16 protein-coding genes are annotated in these 17,312 nt (G+C 71.4%); 10 read left to right on the top strand and 6 right to left on the bottom strand.

Annotation, left to right across the window (positions count from 1 at the left end):
- Nucleotides 1–25 precede the first annotated feature (25 nt).
- From ACFYNS_RS12480 to ACFYNS_RS12460, 5 genes are all read right to left on the bottom strand, one after another.
- A complete protein-coding gene (locus ACFYNS_RS12480) occupies nt 26–826 on the bottom strand; it encodes an SGNH/GDSL hydrolase family protein (protein WP_360289459.1) in 801 nt (266 codons plus the stop codon).
- Nucleotides 827–1,008: 182 nt separating this feature from the next.
- Complete coding sequence (locus tag ACFYNS_RS12475; RefSeq protein WP_360289461.1) at nt 1,009–1,596, bottom strand: hypothetical protein; 588 nt, start codon at nt 1,594–1,596, stop codon at nt 1,009–1,011.
- A gap of 318 nt (nt 1,597–1,914) precedes the next feature.
- A complete protein-coding gene (locus tag ACFYNS_RS12470; protein ID WP_388602460.1) occupies nt 1,915–2,724 on the bottom strand; it encodes an SAM-dependent methyltransferase in 810 nt (269 codons plus the stop codon).
- Between the two features lie 57 nt (nt 2,725–2,781).
- Nucleotides 2,782–3,018 (bottom strand): DUF397 domain-containing protein, encoded by a 237-nt coding sequence (locus ACFYNS_RS12465; protein WP_026005066.1) that lies wholly within the window; start codon nt 3,016–3,018, stop codon nt 2,782–2,784.
- A 3-nt stretch (nt 3,019–3,021) separates the two neighbouring features.
- A complete protein-coding gene (locus tag ACFYNS_RS12460; protein ID WP_276476676.1) occupies nt 3,022–3,894 on the bottom strand; it encodes a helix-turn-helix transcriptional regulator in 873 nt (290 codons plus the stop codon).
- 137 nt (nt 3,895–4,031) lie between these two features.
- Here ACFYNS_RS12460 and ACFYNS_RS12455 point away from each other — a divergent pair, with 137 nt between their 5' ends.
- The 5 genes from ACFYNS_RS12455 (at nt 4,032) to ACFYNS_RS12435 (ending at nt 8,296) form a co-directional block, all read left to right on the top strand.
- Complete coding sequence (locus ACFYNS_RS12455) at nt 4,032–4,529, top strand: ATP-binding protein (RefSeq protein ID WP_388602457.1); 498 nt, start codon at nt 4,032–4,034, stop codon at nt 4,527–4,529.
- A gap of 177 nt (nt 4,530–4,706) precedes the next feature.
- On the top strand, nt 4,707–5,471 hold the full coding sequence (locus ACFYNS_RS12450; protein ID WP_388602649.1) for a basic amino acid ABC transporter substrate-binding protein: 765 nt from the start codon (nt 4,707–4,709) through the stop codon (nt 5,469–5,471).
- Nucleotides 5,468–6,247: an amino acid ABC transporter permease gene (locus tag ACFYNS_RS12445; protein WP_360289468.1), complete on the top strand. Its 780-nt coding sequence runs from the start codon at nt 5,468–5,470 to the stop codon at nt 6,245–6,247. Before ACFYNS_RS12450 ends, ACFYNS_RS12445 begins: the two co-directional genes overlap by 4 nt.
- A 5-nt stretch (nt 6,248–6,252) precedes the next feature.
- Nucleotides 6,253–7,116, top strand: coding sequence for an amino acid ABC transporter ATP-binding protein (locus tag ACFYNS_RS12440; RefSeq protein ID WP_360289470.1), 864 nt, complete (start codon nt 6,253–6,255; stop codon nt 7,114–7,116).
- Between the two features lie 136 nt (nt 7,117–7,252).
- Nucleotides 7,253–8,296: a sigma-70 family RNA polymerase sigma factor gene (locus ACFYNS_RS12435; RefSeq protein ID WP_360289472.1), complete on the top strand. Its 1,044-nt coding sequence runs from the start codon at nt 7,253–7,255 to the stop codon at nt 8,294–8,296.
- 155 nt (nt 8,297–8,451) lie between these two features.
- Here the strand turns inward: ACFYNS_RS12435 and xylA are convergent, their stop codons facing one another.
- A complete protein-coding gene (xylA, locus tag ACFYNS_RS12430) occupies nt 8,452–9,618 on the bottom strand; it encodes a xylose isomerase (protein ID WP_360289474.1) in 1,167 nt (388 codons plus the stop codon).
- A 134-nt stretch (nt 9,619–9,752) separates the two neighbouring features.
- On the opposite strand from xylA, the gene xylB reads away from it, so the two are divergent.
- The 5 genes from xylB to ACFYNS_RS12405 all read left to right on the top strand — a co-directional run bounded on the left by xylB (nt 9,753) and on the right by ACFYNS_RS12405 (nt 17,227).
- Nucleotides 9,753–11,201, top strand: coding sequence for a xylulokinase (xylB, locus tag ACFYNS_RS12425; RefSeq protein ID WP_388602452.1), 1,449 nt, complete (start codon nt 9,753–9,755; stop codon nt 11,199–11,201).
- Nucleotides 11,202–11,358: 157 nt separating this feature from the next.
- A complete protein-coding gene (locus ACFYNS_RS12420; RefSeq protein ID WP_388602451.1) occupies nt 11,359–12,576 on the top strand; it encodes an ROK family protein in 1,218 nt (405 codons plus the stop codon).
- Nucleotides 12,577–12,800: 224 nt separating this feature from the next.
- Nucleotides 12,801–13,451 carry an N-acetylmuramoyl-L-alanine amidase gene (locus ACFYNS_RS12415; RefSeq protein WP_360299516.1) on the top strand — a complete coding sequence of 217 codons (651 nt, stop codon included), beginning with the start codon at nt 12,801–12,803 and terminating at the stop codon, nt 13,449–13,451.
- A gap of 1,417 nt (nt 13,452–14,868) precedes the next feature.
- Complete coding sequence (locus tag ACFYNS_RS12410; RefSeq protein ID WP_360299519.1) at nt 14,869–15,639, top strand: hypothetical protein; 771 nt, start codon at nt 14,869–14,871, stop codon at nt 15,637–15,639.
- A gap of 133 nt (nt 15,640–15,772) precedes the next feature.
- Nucleotides 15,773–17,227 carry an acyl-CoA synthetase gene (locus ACFYNS_RS12405; protein WP_360299521.1) on the top strand — a complete coding sequence of 485 codons (1,455 nt, stop codon included), beginning with the start codon at nt 15,773–15,775 and terminating at the stop codon, nt 17,225–17,227.
- Nucleotides 17,228–17,312: the final 85 nt, after the last annotated feature.

Raw genomic sequence — 17,312 nt, 5'->3', positions numbered from 1 at the left:
GGCGGCACGGACCGAAGGTGTGCTGTCAGGCGAGGCCCTCCAGCACGGGGAGATAGCCACCGGACTGCCCGGCGGCGGTGGGGTGGTAGGACTCGTCGATCGGGAAGGTGACGCTGTGCAGCCACTTGTCGTCCGAGCAGATCTCGTGGCCCGAGAAGGTGGGGCGGACGTCGCCGAAGCTGAACCCGTGGTCGGCGGCGCGCTTCGCGGTGACCTCGTCCAGGGCGTCGGAAGCGGCGTTGATGGCTTCCCGGGACTTCTCGCTGATGCCCACGATGCAGCCGCCGTCGAGCTCGTAGATGTGGGGATAGCCCAGTACGACGACCTTCGCGGAGGGGGCGCGCTGGGCGATGGCGTCGTAGACGCCGTCGAGCTTGCCCGGCAGGGTGTTCTCGACGTAGTCGCGGGCTTCCTGGACGCGCGCCAGACAGGCGCTCTCGCCCTGGATGACGCAGGTCGTCATGGTGTCGGCGAACCCGGCGTCGTTCCCGCCGATGCTGATGCTCACCAGACCCGTGGAGGAGTTGAGCGGGCCGAGCTGGCCGGCTAGCACGTCGTCGGTACGGGCGCCGGAGCAGGCGGTGAAGTCGAAGGTAGAGGGGGAGTTGGCGGCGTTCCACAGGTTCGGGTAGGCGTGTGCGCTTCGCTTGCAGTCGCCTCCTGCGTAGTCCCCGGCGCCCACTCCGGAGGAGTAGGAGTCGCCGAGGGCCACATAGCCGGTCGCGGCCGCCTCTTCGGCGGAGGCGGCCGCGGCACCGGTGAGGGAGGTGAGTCCGAGGAGGACGGCGACGGCGGCAGCCGTGGACGTCCGTCTGCGCAGCTTCATGGGGCCTCTCAGGGATAGGCACGGTAGGAACTGCTGTCGCTTCGGTCGCGGCTGGACTTACCCCGCGATCGATGCGTCCATGCCAACTTTGGGGCCTCAACTACGCGCGCAGACTGTCGTGTTGACACGACGGGGGAGCGTGCTCCCGGCCGGTCACACCGGCCGGGTCGCACCGGCTCGGGTCACACCAGGGGCTTGGACAGCTGCTTGCCCTTGCCGGCCGTCAGGCTGCAGGTGACATAGCTCAGGGCCGTACCCGCGTTCTCCGCCTTGGGGTACGTGATGAGTGTCCCGCCCACCGTGCCGCGCGGCTGCTTCGCCGCCTTGTTCCGCAGCAAAGTGCGGCACATCGAGTCCGCCTTGTCGCGGACCGCGTCGTTGGTGCTGTAGTCCCCGGTGAGCTTCTTGCGGCTCACCACCTCTGCATCGTGGGACTCGTCGCACTCGCGGTCGATGACTGCGCCCTCGCTCTCCTCTGACTGGTCGAAGCAGTCACCGACGCGGAGAAGGAACGAGGGGAGCGGCACGTCGCTGGGGCTCTCGTCGGGATCGTCGGAGGGCACGTCCGGAGTCGGATAGTCGGTCGCCTCCTCGTCGGAGGGCTCGTCGGTCGGCGTCGGGCTCGTCTCCGGGGACGAAGAGGACGACTGCGAAGGGGAGGGTTCGCCTCCGGCGGAGTCGTCGGATCCGGAGTCACCGCGCGTCAGGTACACGACCGACGCGGTGATCAGGGCGAGCGCGACGACAGCCGCCGCGACCACCGCCGCCACGACCTTTCCGGTGTTGCGACCGGGCGGCGGCGGAGGCGGCGGCCAGCCGCCGCCCGGAGCCGCGCCGAAACCACCGGAGTCGGGAGGCCCGAAACCTCCTCCCGGCGGCTGCGCCGGAGGTGGCGGACTGCCTGGAGGCGGATGGTTCGGCGGCGGTGGCATCGTCATGGACACCACTGTGTCATGTCGTACTCACTGTCGGCATCGAGGTTCCCGTGGAGGCACCCGTTCCGTCACGAGACGCGCTCCCTCGGCCGGTGGCCCGGTTCCCGGGGCCCGCGACAGCGACCGTCGCGGCCCCGGGCACCGGGCTGTTGGTCACTTGACCCCGACGCCGCCGTACCCCATATGACGCCGGAGGTCGGCACCGCTCGGCACGGGCCCGTCCGGCCGCCACAGCGGGAGCTGGACCAGACCGGGCTCCAGAAGCTCGAATCCCTCGAAGAAGGCGGAGATCTCCTGCCCGGTCCGCCACTGGGCGCTGGAGGTGGACTCCTCGTTGTAGACCTTCGCGACCTTCCCGAAGCCGTCGCTCGGGTTGAAGTCCGCCGTCGCGTGGCTGAGGATCAGGCGGCTTCCGGCGGGCAGCCGCTCGGTCAGGGACCGTACGATGCCCACCGCGTCCTCGGCGTCGGTGACGAAGTGCAGCACGGCGAGCAGCGCCAGCGCGACCGGCTCGTCGAAGTCGATGAGGTCCCCGGTGACCGGGTGGTCGAGGATCGCGGCCGGATCGCGGATGTCGGCCAGGACGAACCCGGCGTTGCCGGAGTTGGTCAGCTTCGCTCCGGCGTAGGCGGCGACGATCGGGTCGTTGTCCACGTAGGCGACCCGCACTCCGGGGTCCACCTGGCGGGCGACGTCATGGGTGTTGGGCGAGGTGGGGATGCCGGTGCCGATGTCGATGATCTGGCGGACACCGCTGTCGACCACTGTCCGCACGGCCCGGTGCATGAAGTCCCGGTTGCTGCGAGCCGTGACGCCCACGTCCGGCAGAGCCGTGAGGATGCGGTCCGCCGCGTCCCGGTCGGCCTCGTAGTTGTCCTTCCCCCCGAGGTAGTAGTCGTACATCCGGGCCGGGTGCGGCCTGGTGGTGTCTATCTGATCCGGGCTGAATCCAGCCTCCGACACGTGCTTCTCCCACTCGTCCGTCGATCCGGACCCGGCTTTCGCGGTCCGGTGGTGTGCTCAGCCGACCAGGAAGTCGGCTTCCCCCGCCTTGGCCGCCTCGATGAATCCCGAGATGTCACTCCGGCTGCAGATGAGCGCCGGGCCGTCGGGATCGGTGGACTGACGCAGCGCGACCCGGCCGTCGGCCAGCTTGAGCGCCTCCACGCAACTGCCGCCGTTGCCCCCGCTCCAGGGCTTGCGCCAGCCCTCGTCACCCAGATGTGCGGCGGGCATCCCGTTGTAGATTCGACCCATGCTTCAGATCTCCTTGCGCAGTGCACTCAGGACCGCCCGGGTCCGCACCAGCGGCACGGCCTGGGCGCTCATCCGGTCCAGCGCCTCGAGGAACACACTGACGTCGTCGCGCTGGTCGAAGTAGACCGCACCCACGAGGCTCTCGGCGCAGACCATGTCGGGCAGCTCGTCGAGAGGGAACCGGAAGAGGTGGAAGGGGCCGTACATGGCCGGATGCGGGCCCGCGCTGAACGGCATGATCTGTAGCGCCACGTTCGGCCGCTCGATGGCCTGGATGAGATGGTCGATCTGCTCGCGCATCACATCGGGCGAGCCGAGCGGGCGCCGCAGGACCGTCTCGTCGATGACGGCCCACAGCAGCGGCGGGTTCGCCTCCTGGGTGAGCACGGTCTGCCGTTCCATGCGCAGCGCGACACCCCGTTTGATCTCGGCCTCCGGCGCGTGCGGCATACCCGCACGCAGTACGGCCCTGGCGTAGCTCTCCGTCTGCAGCAGTCCGGGGACGTAGTGCGGCTCGTAGGCGCGGATGACCTCGGACTCGCTCTCCAGACTCACGAACACGCTGAACCACTCGGGCAGCACGTCGCGGTACCGGTGCCACCAGCCGGGCTGATTGGCCTCCCGGGCGAGCGAGACGAAGCCGTCGATCTCCTCCGGGTCGCTCACACCGTAGGTGCGCAGCAGCTTCTCCACATAAGGGACCTTGAGGCCGACCTCCGCCTTCTCCATCCGGCGGATGGTGGCGTGCGTGACGTCGAGGGATCTGGCCGCCTGTTCGAAGGTCACTCCCGCACGCTCACGCAGGTGCTGCAGTCTCTTACCGAGCACCACACGCAGCACGGTGGGCGCCGCACCGCCCGTCCGTGAGTCCGCCACAGCCGCTCCCCTCCAACTGACATCGGTAGAGGGAAGTTTGGCATGTGCCAGCTCGCCAGCACACCCTGTCAAACACAATTCTGCAATTCACAGATTGATCCTTGCCTAACGCGAGTGACGAACCGCATAGTGGACCTGTGGCTGCCCCCCATGACGCCCTGCCCTTAGAACACCGGCCAGACGGCGCGCCGACGACCCGTCCGCTGCGCGACGCCTTCCACCTGCCGGCCCGCGACACCTCCGTGGCCCTGGCACGCGCACGCGTGCTGGAGAGACTCCGCGAGTGGTACGTCGACGACGAGTCCAACGCCGACGCGCAACTGCTCATGTCCGAGCTGTTCACCAACGCCGTCCGCCACACGGACAGCGAGAAGGTGAGCTGCGAGCTGTGGGTCATCGGAGTGCGGCTCCGCATCGAGGTGGCGGACGAGGGCGGCGGCCAGTCGGTCATGCGCGTGGAGGACGCGGACCGCGGCCGGACCGGCGACGACGAGCGCGAGAACGGAAGGGGCCTGCTGCTGGTGAGCGTGCTCGCCGACGACTGGGGCATACGCAGGGCCCGCACAAGCGGCTCCGAGACGACGACGGGGCACGCGGTGTGGGCCGAACTGGAATGCAACCGGACACACGGCTGACGCTCCGCCCGCGACCGACGGCGGACGCAGAGCTGACAGCGCCCCGCACCGGTGGCAGGATGCACGGCACTTACCGGCCATGATCGGGCTCCTTTGCCGACCTGTCCCCCTTGTGGAGGCGCTGTGTCCGCACGATCCGCGCGTAAGCGACAGTACGGGATATCCCTGACCGCAGTCATGACGGCCGCGCTGCTGACGGCTGTCACCGCCTGTTCCAGCACCAAGACCTCCGGCAAGAGCGGTGACGAGGTCCAACTGGTGGCCTCGGGCAAGCTCACCGTCTGTACCCATCTGCCCTACGAGCCGTTCCAGTTCAAACAGGGCAAGAAGATCGTCGGTTTCGATGTCGACCTGGTCGACCTGGTCGCGGAAGACCTCGGCGTCGAGCAGAAGATCGTGGACACCCCCTTCGAGGGGATCCAGTCCGGCGAGGACCTCAACGCGAGCAAGTGCGACCTCGCAGCCGCTGGCATGACCATCACCCCGGTCCGCGAGAAGAACCTCGACTTCTCCGCTCCCTACTTCGAGGCGACCCAGGCGCTGCTGACCGGGAAGGGCGGGAAGTACGACTCCCTGGACGACCTCAAGGGCAGGAAGCTGGGGGTCCAGCAGTCCACCACGGGCGAGGAGTACGCCAAGAAGCACGCCGACGGCGTGACCGTCCGCCACTACGAGGATCTCGCGCTGCTGCTCAGCGCCGTCAAGACCGGTCAGGTCGACGCGGGGATCAACGACAACGGCGTGCTCTACGACTACGCGAAGAAGAATCCGGACACCGAGGTCACCACCGAGTTCGACACCGGTGAGCAGTACGGCATCGGTGTGCGCACCGGAAACGACGCACTGCGCAAGCAGATCGACAAGACGCTCAAGAAGGCCAAGGCCGACAAGCGGTACGACAAGCTCTACAAGAAGTGGTTCGGCACGGAGCCGAAGAAGTGAGCCGCCGCAACCGCACCCGCGCCATCCGAACCGCCCAGTACGGCATTCTGCTGGCTGTCGTGCTGGCCCTCGCCCTCGCCGCCGACTGGGGCGAGCTGCGCCGCGCGTTCTTCGATGTCGAGGTCGCGAGGAAGCAGTTCCCGGACGTGGTGACCACCGCCTTGGTCAACACGGTGATCTATACGGTGCTCGGCTTCACCTTCGGGCTGGCGCTGGGGCTGCTGCTGGCCCTGATGCGGCTGTCACAGGTACCGCCGTACCGCTGGCTGGCCGTCGCCTACATCGAGTTCTTCCGCGGCGTACCGGCGCTGCTCGTGTTCATCGCTCTCGGTTTCGGCGTGCCGCTGGCGTTCCAGGTCTCCATCAACCAGTACGTGACGGTGATGCTGGCGCTGGGACTGGTCGGCGCCGCCTACATGGCCGAGACGATCCGCGCCGGCATCCAGGCGGTCCCCCGGGGCCAGATGGAGGCGGCCCGTTCCCTGGGGATGTCGCCGACGTGGGCGATGGTCTCGATCGTCATCCCGCAGGCGTTCCGGATCGTGCTGCCGCCGCTCGCCAACGAGCTGATCCTGCTCACCAAGGACTCCTCACTGGTGTATCTGCTCGGGCTGTCGATGGACCAGTACGAGTTGGCGAAGTTCGGCAGGGACGCGCTCAACCAGCACCGCAGCCTCACCCCGATTCTGATCGCAGGGCTGTTCTACCTGGCCATCACGCTGCCCCTGGGCCACCTGGTGCGGCGCCTGGAGGCCCGTACGGCGAAAGCGAGGTGACCGGGGTGAGTGAGAGCACGGGAGCGGCGGCGGACACGGCCGCGATCGAGGTGCGGGGACTGCGCAAGTCCTTCGGCGAGCTGGAGGTGCTGCGCGGGATCGATGTCACGGTGCGGCGCGGCGAGGTGGTCTGCGTCATCGGCCCGTCCGGATCAGGCAAATCGACGCTGCTGCGCTGTGTGAACCTCCTGGAGGAACCCACTTCCGGCACGGTGCGTGTGGCCGGTACCGAGGTCACCGACCCGGAGGTGGACATCGACCGGGTCCGGCGCCGTATCGGTATGGTCTTCCAGTCGTTCAACCTGTTTCCCCACCTGACGGCTCTGGGCAACCTGACGATCGCGCAACGCCGCGTGCTGGGGCGCGGCAGGGCGGAGGCGGAGGAGGTGGCACGGCGCAATCTGCGCCGGGTGGGACTCACGGACAAGGAGTCCGGCTACCCCGCCCAGCTCTCCGGAGGGCAGCAGCAGCGGGTGGCCATCGCCCGCGCACTGTCCATGGGACCCGAACTGATGCTGTTCGACGAACCGACCTCGGCACTCGACCCGGAGCTGGTCGGCGATGTCCTGGCGGTGATGCGCGGACTGGCCGACGAGGGGATGACCATGCTGGTGGTCACCCACGAGATGAGCTTCGCCCGGGAGGTGGCCGACCGGGTGGTCTTCATGGACGACGGACTGATCGTCGAGGAGGGACCGCCCGAGCAGGTCGTGGGCGCGCCGCGGCAGGCACGCACCCGTGCCTTCCTCGCCCGGGTGCTGGACCCCGCGGCCGCCGGGGTGCTGGAGAGCGGCGGGGCACAGCCGGAACCACCGGCTGCGCCGCCCAACCAGGTCCCGGAGGAGGTGCGCAAGCGGCCGCTCCGATAGCGGGGCCACCGCGCGGAAGGAATCCTTCCGCCGTCAGGGTCCGGCCTGTCAGACCTGTGCTCTACATTTCCTCTCATCGAGGACGAGTGTCCGCCGGCGCCGACGGGTGCCCGGAGGAGAACGAAAGGCCAGGACCATGGCAGACAGCCCCCGCTCGGCGGACGCTCCCGTGACCGAACCCCCCGGCAGCCCGGAAGAGCTGCTGGAGCAGGCGAAGCCGTACCGCAACGAGTTGCTGGCGCACTGCTACCGGATGATGGGCTCGGTGCACGACGCCGAGGACCTGGTGCAGGACACCTATCTGCGGGCGTGGAAGGCCGGAGACCGGTTCGAGGGCAGATCCTCGCTGCGCACCTGGCTCTACCGGATCGCCACCAACGCGTGTCTGACCGCGATCGAACAGCGCGGCCGCCGGCCGATGCCCTCCGGCCTCGGCGCGCCCAGCGACGACCCGGAGCGCCCGGTGGTCGAGGCCCCGGAGGTGCCGTGGCTGGAGCCGATCCCGGATGCCATGTTCGCGGGCTCTTCCGGACCCACGGACCCGGCCTCGGTGGTGGTGGGCCGCTCGTCGATGCGGCTGGCGCTGGTGGCGGCGCTGCAGCACCTGCCGACCCGGCAGCGGGTCGTCCTGCTGCTGCGGGATGTGCTCAAGTGGCGCGCGGCCGAGGTCGCCGAACTGCTGGGGACGACGACGGCAAGCGTCAACAGCGCCTTGCAGCGAGCCCGCGCCCAGCTCGAACAGGTCGTCCCTGTGGAGGAGGAGCTGACCGAACCGACCGACCCGGCGGCACGCGAGCTGCTGGACCGGTACGCGGCGGCGTTCGAGCGTTCCGACGTGACGGCCATCGTGGACCTGTTCAAGGAGGACGCCGTCTGGGAGATGCCTCCCTTCCCGGAGTGGTTCCGCGGCCGGGAGAACATCGTGCGCCTCATCGGGGCCCAGTGCCCCATCGGCCGGGACGAGGGCCTCATGCTGCCGACCTGGGCGAACGGCCAGCCCGCCTTCGGGCTCTACAGCCTGCGGGAGGACGGCGTGCACCGGCCGTTCCAGCTCCAGGTGCTCACGCTGCGGGAAGGGCAGATCGCGCACGTGGGTGCGTTCTTCGGCGAGGAGCTGTTCGCCACATTCGGCCTCCCCGCCCAGGTGGACGCGCAGGAGGCCGCGGCCCTGCGGCGCTGAACCACCGGCGGTGCCCGACGCCTCGCCGCGATGGCGCGCTGTACCGCCCGGGGACGGGTCGGCGCGCCGTGCGGCGGGACCGCGCGCAGTTCCCGAGAGGCTTCCGCCGCGCGCCGACGGCGGGAGCCTCTCGGGAGCGTCGGCCCTCCGGCGGCTCAGACACCCAGCAGGTGGTCCATCGCCAGTTGGTCGAGGTGTTCGAAGGCCATACCCCGCTCCGCTGCCGCCGCGGGATCGAAGTCCTCGAAGGCGGCGCGGTCGGCGAGCAGCGCGTCCGGCGTCTCTTGCGGGCCGAGCGTCGGGCGGGAGAGTTCGTCGACCCGCGCGGCCCGCAGCGCCTCCTGGACGGCGGGGTCGGCGCGGAACGCGGCAGCGCGTTCCCGCAGGATGAGGTAGTTGCGCATGCAGCCGGCCGCCGAGGCCCATACTCCGGCGACGTCCTCGGTGCGGGGAGGCTTGAAGTCGAAGTGCCGCGGGCCCGCGTAGCCGCTGTGCTCCAGCAGGTCGACCAGCCAGAACGCGGCACGCAGGTCCCCGGCGCCGAACCTCAGGTCCTGGTCGTACTTGGCACCGGACTGGCCGTTGAGGTCCAGATGGAAGAGCTTGCCGGCCCAGAGGGCCTGCGCGATGGCGTGCGGGTAGTTCAACCCGGCCATCTGCTCGTGTCCGACCTCCGGGTTGACGCCGAAGAGCTCGGGCCGCTCCAGATGCCCGATGAAGGCGAGGGCGTGTCCGACCGTCGGCAGCAGGAGGTCGCCGCGCGGTTCGTTGGGCTTCGGCTCCAGGGCGAAGCCCAGTGCGTAGCCCTGTTCGGTGACGTACTCGGCCAGCAGGTCGAAGGCCTCCTTCAGCCGGTCCAGGGCGGCTCGGACGTCTTTGGCCGCGCCGGATTCGGCGCCTTCCCGGCCGCCCCAGGCGACGTAGGTGTGCGCGCCCAGTTCGGCGGCCAGGTCGATGTTGCGCATCGTCTTGCGCAGGGCGAAGCGCCGTATGTCCCGGTCGTTGGCGGTGAAAGCGCCGTCCTTGAAGACGGGGTGGGTGAACAGGTTCGTCGTGGCCATGGGCACCGCGATGCCGGTCGCCTCCAGTGCCTTCCGGAACCGTGCGACGTGCGCGTCCCGTTCCCGGTCCGGGACGCCGAAGGGGACGAGGTCGTCGTCGTGGAAGGTGACTCCGTAGGCGCCCAGTCCGGCGAGCCGGTGCACCGACTCGACCGGGTCCAGGGGTTTCCTCGTCGCATCGCCGAACGGGTCCCGGCCCTGCCAGCCCACCGTCCACAGGCCGAAGCTGAACTTGTCCGCCGGTACGGGTTCGTAGCTCATGCTGTCGTTCCTCTCCGGCGCACCGTCGCCCTTGGTACGCACGGGCGGACACCTCGATGCGCAGCTATTCGTCATGGGAGCTTACAAATTAGTATGCGCACAGCACCGGCAGCCAGGGAAGGGAGCGGCAGTCCATGAGCGCACCGGAAGGCCCGTTCGTCATCGGGGTCGACAGCTCGACCCAGTCCACCAAGGCCCTCGTGGTGGACGCCGCGACCGGCCAGGTGGTCGCCCGGGGCCAGGCACCGCACACCGTCTCCCCGGGCGACCGCCGCGAGTCGGACCCCGAGGAGTGGTGGCAGGCGCTGCGCACCGCCGTGGGGCAGTGCGGACAGGCAGCCGGCGAGGCAGCCGCCGTGTCCGTCGCAGGCCAGCAGCACGGCCTGGTGACGCTGGACAGCGCGGGAGATCCGGTGCGCCCCGCACTGCTGTGGAACGACGTACGCTCAGCGCCCCAGCGCGACCGCCTGGTCACCGACCTCGGCGGCCCCACGGCTTGGGCCGAGCGCGTCGGCAGCGTCCCGGCACCGGCCTTCACCGTCACCAAGTGGGCCTGGCTGCGGGAGAACGAACCGGAAGCCGCACGGTCGACGGCTGCCGTGCGGCTGCCGCACGACTTCCTGACCGAACGGTTGACCGGCCAGCCGGGCACCGACCGGGGCGATGCCTCGGGCACCGGCTGGTGGTCCTCGGCGACCGGCGCCTACGACACGCAGATCCTGGAGCTCGCCGGACTGGACCCCGCCCTGCTGCCGCCCGTACTCGGTTCCGGGGAAGCAGCGGGCACGGTCAGGGAGACCGGGGACGGGTTCCTGCCGGCCGGCACGCTGGTGGCCACCGGTACCGGGGACAACATGGCGGCAGCACTCGGCCTGGGGCTGCTGCCGGGACAACCGGTGCTCAGCCTCGGCACCTCGGGCACGGTGTACGCCGTCTCCAGTCGCCGCCCCGCCGATCCGAGCGGAACCGTCGCGGGCTTCGCCGACGCGCACACCGACTGGCTGCCGCTGGCCTGCACCCTCAACTGCACCCTGGCGGTGGACCGGATGGCCGCGCTGCTCTCCCGGGACCGCGAGGACGTGGAACCGGGCGGGCGGGTCACCGCGCTCCCCTTCCTCGACGGCGAACGCACTCCCGACCTCCCGTACGCGACCGGCCTGCTGAGCGGACTCCAGCACGCCACGACGGGCGGCCAGGTGCTCCAGGCCGCCTACGACGGCGCCGTCTTCGCGCTGCTGCGTGCGCTCGACCGGGTGCTGGCCGAGGGCGGGGACGCGGCTGCGGCGCAGGACGCGCCGCTGCTGCTGATCGGCGGCGGGGCCAAGGGCACGGCATGGCGCGAGACGGTGCGGCGGCTGTCCGGCCGGGCCGTCCAGGTGCCCAGCGCGCAGGAGCTGGTGGCACTGGGGGCCGCGGCACAGGCCGCGGGGCTGCTGCTGGGCGAGGACCCCGGCGCCGTCGCCCGCCGCTGGCGCACCGCGCAGGGCGCCTCGTACGAGCCCACAGCCCGCGACGACGACGCGCTGGCCCGTCTCTCGGCGACGCTCGAAGGAGCGGGCGCGCTGCTCGGCCGGCGCCCGTGACGGGCGGTCCTCCGGCGCCGCATGCCCGGTCGTGCATGCTTCTCCACCTCTCCGCCGCTGCTCCGGCCGCCCGCCCCGGCCGTACGCCCCGGCCGTACGCAGCGGCGTGCGACGGGCCCCGACGGGCCCTCGGGGCGCCGCCGGAAGGAGCCAGTCGATGACAGCTGAGGCACCCGGACCCCAGCGGGAGATACGCAGACGGAACCTGTCGCGCGTGCTGTACACGGTGGCCCAGCAGGGGCCTTCGTCGCGTGCGGCGGTGGCGGGGCGGCTGGGGCTGACGCGCACGGCCGTCTCGACCCTCGTTGACGAGCTGCTGCGCGGCGGCCTGCTGACCGAGCAGGGGCCGACGCCGACGGCCGGCGGACCCGGGCGGCCCGGTACCGCGCTCGCGCTCACCGACAGCGGGCCGTGCGGACTGGGTGCCGAGATCGGCGTCGACCATCTGTCGGTCTGCGCGATCGACGTACGAGGCAGGGTGCGCGCCCGTGCGGAGACCGACTCGCCGGGCAGGAGCAGCGTGCCGGACGCCGTGCTCACGCCGCTGCGGGAGCTGGTGGACCAGGTGGCGGCCCGGGCGCGCGGGCTCGGACTGGCCCCGGCCGCTCTGGCGGTGGCGGTACCCGGACTGGTCGCCCGCGGCACGGCGTCCGTTGTCCGCGCCCCCAATCTCGGGTGGCACGGTGTCGACCTCGCTCCCCCGCTCGCGGAAGCGGGAGCTGAACGGGGTCCACTGCCGCTCTCGGTGGACAACGAGGCCAACCTCGGAGCGCTCGCCGAACTCTGGCTGGGCGGCGGGAGGGTCCCCCGGGACTTCGTACACGTCTCGGCCGAGGTCGGTATCGGTGCCGCCGTGGTGCTGGACGGTGCACTGCTGCGCGGCCACCGCGGGTTCGCCGGGGAGCTGGGCCACATGCCGGTGCACCCGGACGGAGACCGATGCGCCTGCGGGGGCAGAGGCTGCCTGGAGCAGTACGCAGCGGAGCCGGCTCTGCTGCGCGCCGCCGGGATCGCAGCCGACCGGCCGCGGGCCGACGCACTGGCCGCCCTCCGGGAGAGCGCGGCAGCAGGCGGTGTACGCGCGCTGGGCGCCCTGGAGGCAGCAGGTGGCGCCCTGGGGCTGGCGCTGGCCGGAACGGTGAACCTGCTGGACCCATGCGCTCTGGTGCTCGGTGGCGTACTGGCCCGCTTCGCTCCATGGCTGTTGCCGTCCCTGGAGCGGGAGCTGAGGGAACGCACGGCCGCACCCGGTGCCCTCCCGGAACTGCTCGTCTCGGAACTCGACGCGGGCGGACCGCTGCTGGGTGCTGCGCACACGGCCGTGCGCGTGGTGCTGGACGACCCGCTCTCCTACCGGGCCGGGCCCCGGGGATGACCGGCCGGCCCGGGGACGCGCCCCCGGGCCGGCCGGGGGTCCGCGGGGCCCCGGCCCTCGACGGACGGTCGGCCCGCTGCCCTGGGGCGGGATGCTGCACGACGGCCACAGGTCGGTCCAATGGCACATTCTGGCGACTCTTGGCAGCCCTTCCGGGGGCTGCCATCATCAACGCGCGTCAACTCGCCCTGCACGTGCACCCATTCCCCCCACTGGGAGACACGATGGACTCAGCACGCCAGAACCCCGCATCCTTCCCCTCACGTCCCCACCTCCCGCGGCGCGCGCTGCTGCGCGGAGGGGCAGGCTTCACTCTCGCCGCCGGGCTCGCAGGCGCCTCGCTCGTCTCGGGCGGAGCCGCCGTGGCCCGGTCCAGAAGGCCGCTCGCAGTGGACTATCCAGCGGCGGAGTGGGTCCCCGCCTCCTCCGCCAACTACACGACGGCGAACCGGCCCGCGCAATACCCGGTCGAGTTCGTGATCATCCACGTCACCCAGGAGTACTACGCGGACACGCTGGAGATCTTCCAGAACCCCGACAAGGCGGTCTCCGCGCACTACGTCGTGCGCTCCGACGACGGCCACGTGGCCCAGATGGTGCGCGAGAAGAACGTGGCCTGGCACGCGGGCAACTGGGACTACAACACGCGCAGCGTCGGCATCGAGCACGAGGGCTGGATCGACGAACCGGCCTGGTTCACAGAGGCCATGTACGAGGCGTCGGCAGCGCTGACGGCGGACGTCTGCCGCCGGCACGGGATCCCACTGGACCGCCGGAACATCATCGGACACAACGAGGTGCCGGGCGCCGACCACACCGACCCCGGCGGCGAGTGGGACTGGGCACACTACATGGACCTGGTGAAGGCGCAGTAGCAGAACGGAAGGCGAGCCGGGCGGAGTCGGCAGACCGACGCAGGGCCCTGGCCGGCAACAGGCCGACGGCGATAGGCCGACGGCGATAGGCAGCCGTCGGCGGCCTGGCCGCCCGACCGCCGCACGCGCACGCCGCACGGGCGGACGTACCCGCTTCCGAACGGGTACGCCCGCCTGTTCGCGAACAGGTGCGCGGTGCCGACCCGCCTGTCTGCGGCCCGGCGAACACCCGACCCGCCCCGCCAGGGGCAGAAGTGCGCCCCCGCCGACCGGCCCTGGCCGCAAGCCAGTTCGGGCGCATCATCAGCCCGACACGCAAGCACTTCAACCCATCGTGTGACTACCGGCTGGAAGGCTTCTGCGCGGCACCCCTTCCCCGACATCCTCAGCATGTGCGACAACGGGAAGACAAACAGGCCACGGGCCTCGACGGACGGCAGAAGCTGGCAGCGGCGGCACTCGTGTGCCTGGCGATGGGGGCAACGGCCGGCGGAGCGGCGGCGGCCTCGGCGCGTGCCGAACCCCCCGCCGGCGTCGACGCATCCGTCGTGCGCGCGGCAGCCGCCCGCCCGGAGCGCGGTGCAACGGGCGGCAGCCTGCCGCCGAAGTCCTCCCGTGCGATGAGCAGTTCTTCGGCGACCGAGGCGCCGCCTTCGGCGCCGACCGCCACCACCCCCCGGACAGTGAAGTCGGCACACCTCCTGCCCACCCCTCTTCCGCACGTGCCGGCGGGCGGCCGAGAGCCCCGGCGGGGCGGCGGCGCCCACCTCTCGGTCGGCACGGGGGGAACCCGTGTCGACGCGACGGCAGGGCGGACCGGCCGCTGCCCGGGCGCGACCCTGACGGTACGGGCACCCGGTGTCAGCCTCGGCCTCTCGGCGGGACGGCCGTGCGCCCCGCGTCCACCCCGGCCCACTCCTCCGACGCCGACGCCGACGCCTTCGCCGCGGCCCCCGAAGCAGAGCCCTCCCGCACCCACCCCGTCTCCCGCGCCCTCGGAACCGGTGCGTTCTCCGGTCGCAGAGCCACCTGTCGCCCCGAAGCCGCGGGCCGCTCCCGAGACGTCGGAGGCCCGGGCCGCCGCCCATCCGGTCCGACCGGAGCGGGTGTCCCCCCGGCCCGCGGAGGCCTCCCGGCCGCTCCGTTCGCCGACGCCCTCGCGCACCGCGGTCGCCGCTCCGCGCCGTTCCGCACCCCAGCGCGAGCGACCGGACGGAAGCCTGTCGATGGTCACCCGCACGCTCCTGATCGTCACCCCGGCCGTCCTCGCGGCCGCCGCCCTACGTCCCCGTTCGAGCGGTGGACGGCAGGCGGCGTCCGGAGGCACCGGCACGAGCGGCAACTGACCTCGTTCCGGCCGTGCACGTGGTGCACCGCCGCCCCTCTCTCCCCCTGTCCAACGCTTTGTGGAGGACCCGTGTCCGAAAGGTTCATGCTGGCGCTCAGCCTGGTCGCCGCCTGTCTGGTCGTCGTCGTTGTCGTCGTCCTCAGACGCCGGCGTGCCACGCCGGGCGATCCGGCGGAGACACCGGATGTGATCGAGTACATGACGATGATGATCGGCGTGGTGTACGCGATCGTGCTGGGCCTGGCCATCGCCGGGGTCTGGGAGGAACGCAACGCGGCGGACGAGGCCCTCGCCCAGGAAGCGCAGGCGCTGCACGAGGTGAGCGAGCGGGTGGGCGTCTACCCGGCGGCCGAGCGCGAACGGGTACGCGCGGACATCGACACCTACGTCCGGTACGCGGTCACCACCGAGTGGTCACACATGGTGGAGCAGGGCGAGCTCACCGACCGGGGCACTCGCATGCTCAGGAGACTGCGCGGCGACGCGGCTTCCTTCGAGCCGGCCACCATGCAGCAGGCGCAGTCCTACCAGGCAGTGATCGACCAGATCGCCGCGGCCGACACCGCCCGCACCGCACGTGCGACCGGCGCGGGGCCCACGATGCCGGGCGTGGTGTGGATCGGACTGTACGCAGGCGCGGTGGTCTCGGTGGGCATGCTCTTCGCGCTGCAGATCCAGCGCTCCGGAAGGGAACTGGTCCTGGCGGGCATCTTCAGCGCTCTGATCGCCTTCCTGCTCTTCCTCGTCTGGCACTTCGACGCGCCGTACGCCCGCGGCCTGGAGGACCCGAAGGAAGCGTTCACGACGCTGTTCCCAGGGGCGACGGGCTCCTCGGGCTGAGCGGCACCCGGCAGGCGTCGCCGGGGACGTCCCGGCCGGCCCGCCCGCGGCCGGGAGACCCGTCGGCTCCCCCGGCCGCGGGACGGGTGAGATGCTGGCGGTCCCAGACGCGAGAGATCACAAAGGAGTCCGGGTGTCCCTGCTCTTCCCCGCGCTGCACGCGGCGTCCTCGCACACGGCGCTGCGCTTCGGCGACCGAGTCCTCAGCTACCGTCGGCTGGCTGCCGTGGCCGGCGGCCTGGCCACCAGGTTGCAGACCTCGGCGCCCGTCGCGGTCTGGGCGACGCCCAGCCTGGAGACGGCGATCGGCGTGGTCGCCGGACTGCTTGCCGGGGTGCCCGTGGTCCCGGTCAACCCGAAGAGCGGCGAGAGCGAACTGGCGCACATCGTCAACGACAGCGCCCCCGCGACGGTGCTGGCGGAGCCCGGTGCGGAACTTCCGGCAGCGCTCGGGTCGCTGCCGCGCACGGACATCGCGGTCCCCGACGAAGTGGAGGAGGGGGCCTGGGGCCTGCCCACCGAGCCGAACGCGGAGACCGCGGCGCTCATCGTCTACACCTCGGGCACGACCGGTCCGCCCAAGGGCGTGGTGCTGTCGCGGCGCGCCGTGGCCAGCAATCTGGACGCGCTGATGGAAGCGTGGCAGTGGACGGAGGACGACGTGCTGGTGCACGGACTGCCGCTGTTCCATGTGCACGGGCTGATCCTCGGCCTCCTGGGGCCGCTGCGCCGCGGGAGCGCACTGCGCCATCTGGGGGCTTTCAGCGCTGAGGGAGTGGCCCGGGAGCTGGCAGGCGGCGGCACCATGTTGTTCGGCGTCCCGACCATGTATCACCGCCTCGCCGACGCCTGTGAGAGCGATCCGGACCTGGTGCGCGCGCTGGCCGGGGCGCGGCTGCTGGTGTCGGGCTCGGCCGCGCTGCCGCTGCACGACCACGACCGGCTCACCGCCGCGACGGGCAAGCGGGTGATCGAGCGGTACGGCATGACCGAGACGCTGATGAACACCAGCGTGCGCCTCTCGGGCAGCTCCCGTGCGGGTTCCGTCGGCCTGCCGCTGCGCGATGTGGACATCCGGCTGGTGGACGACGCAGGGCAGCGCCTTCCCGCGGAGGACACCGAGACGGTGGGCGAACTCCAGGTGCGCGGGCCGAACCTGTTCACCGAGTACCTCAACCGCCCCGACGCGACGGCCGAGGCGTTCGACGGCGGCTGGTTCCGCACCGGCGACATGGCGAGCCGGGACGAGGACGGGTCGGTGCGGCTCGTCGGCCGCAAAGCCACCGACATGATCAAGAGCGGCGGCTTCCGGATCGGCGCGGGCGAGATCGAAAACGTGCTCCTCGGCCATCCCGCGGTCGCGGAGGCCGCCGTCACCGGCGAGCCGGACGACGACCTGGGCGAACGCGTCGTCGCCTGGATCGTGCCGGCGTCGCCGCAGCAGCCGCCGCTCGCGGACGAGCTGACCGAACTGGTCGCCGATCAGCTCGCGCCGCACAAGCGCCCCCGCGACGTGCGCTTCCTGGACGCGCTGCCGCGCAACGACATGGGGAAGGTGCTCAAGCGGGAACTGCCCGGTCAGCGCTGATGGCCAGGTGCGTCCCGCGGTCCGCGCAACCACTCCTCCCCCGACCGCCGGGCCCGCGACGCCCATCGTTCGGGCGGGTCCCGGT

This window comes from Streptomyces sp. NPDC006925 (genome assembly GCF_042869575.1).
Lineage (GTDB): Bacteria > Actinomycetota > Actinomycetes > Streptomycetales > Streptomycetaceae > Streptomyces.
This window is presented reverse-complemented; position numbering and strand designations above follow the sequence as displayed.

Bases quoted from the DNA above. Each gene is read 5' to 3' on its own strand.
- ACFYNS_RS12480 (WP_360289459.1), bottom strand. From the start codon at position 826: ATGAAGCTGCGCAGACGGACGTCCACGGCTGCCGCCGTCGCCGTCCTC.
- ACFYNS_RS12465 (WP_026005066.1), bottom strand. From the start codon at position 3,018: ATGGGTCGAATCTACAACGGGATGCCCGCCGCACATCTGGGTGACGAG.
- ACFYNS_RS12450 (WP_388602649.1), top strand. From the start codon at position 4,707: ATGACGGCCGCGCTGCTGACGGCTGTCACCGCCTGTTCCAGCACCAAG.
- ACFYNS_RS12435 (WP_360289472.1), top strand. From the start codon at position 7,253: ATGGCAGACAGCCCCCGCTCGGCGGACGCTCCCGTGACCGAACCCCCC.
- xylA (WP_360289474.1), bottom strand. From the start codon at position 9,618: ATGAGCTACGAACCCGTACCGGCGGACAAGTTCAGCTTCGGCCTGTGG.
- xylB (WP_388602452.1), top strand. From the start codon at position 9,753: ATGAGCGCACCGGAAGGCCCGTTCGTCATCGGGGTCGACAGCTCGACC.
- ACFYNS_RS12420 (WP_388602451.1), top strand. From the start codon at position 11,359: ATGACAGCTGAGGCACCCGGACCCCAGCGGGAGATACGCAGACGGAAC.
- ACFYNS_RS12415 (WP_360299516.1), top strand. From the start codon at position 12,801: ATGGACTCAGCACGCCAGAACCCCGCATCCTTCCCCTCACGTCCCCAC.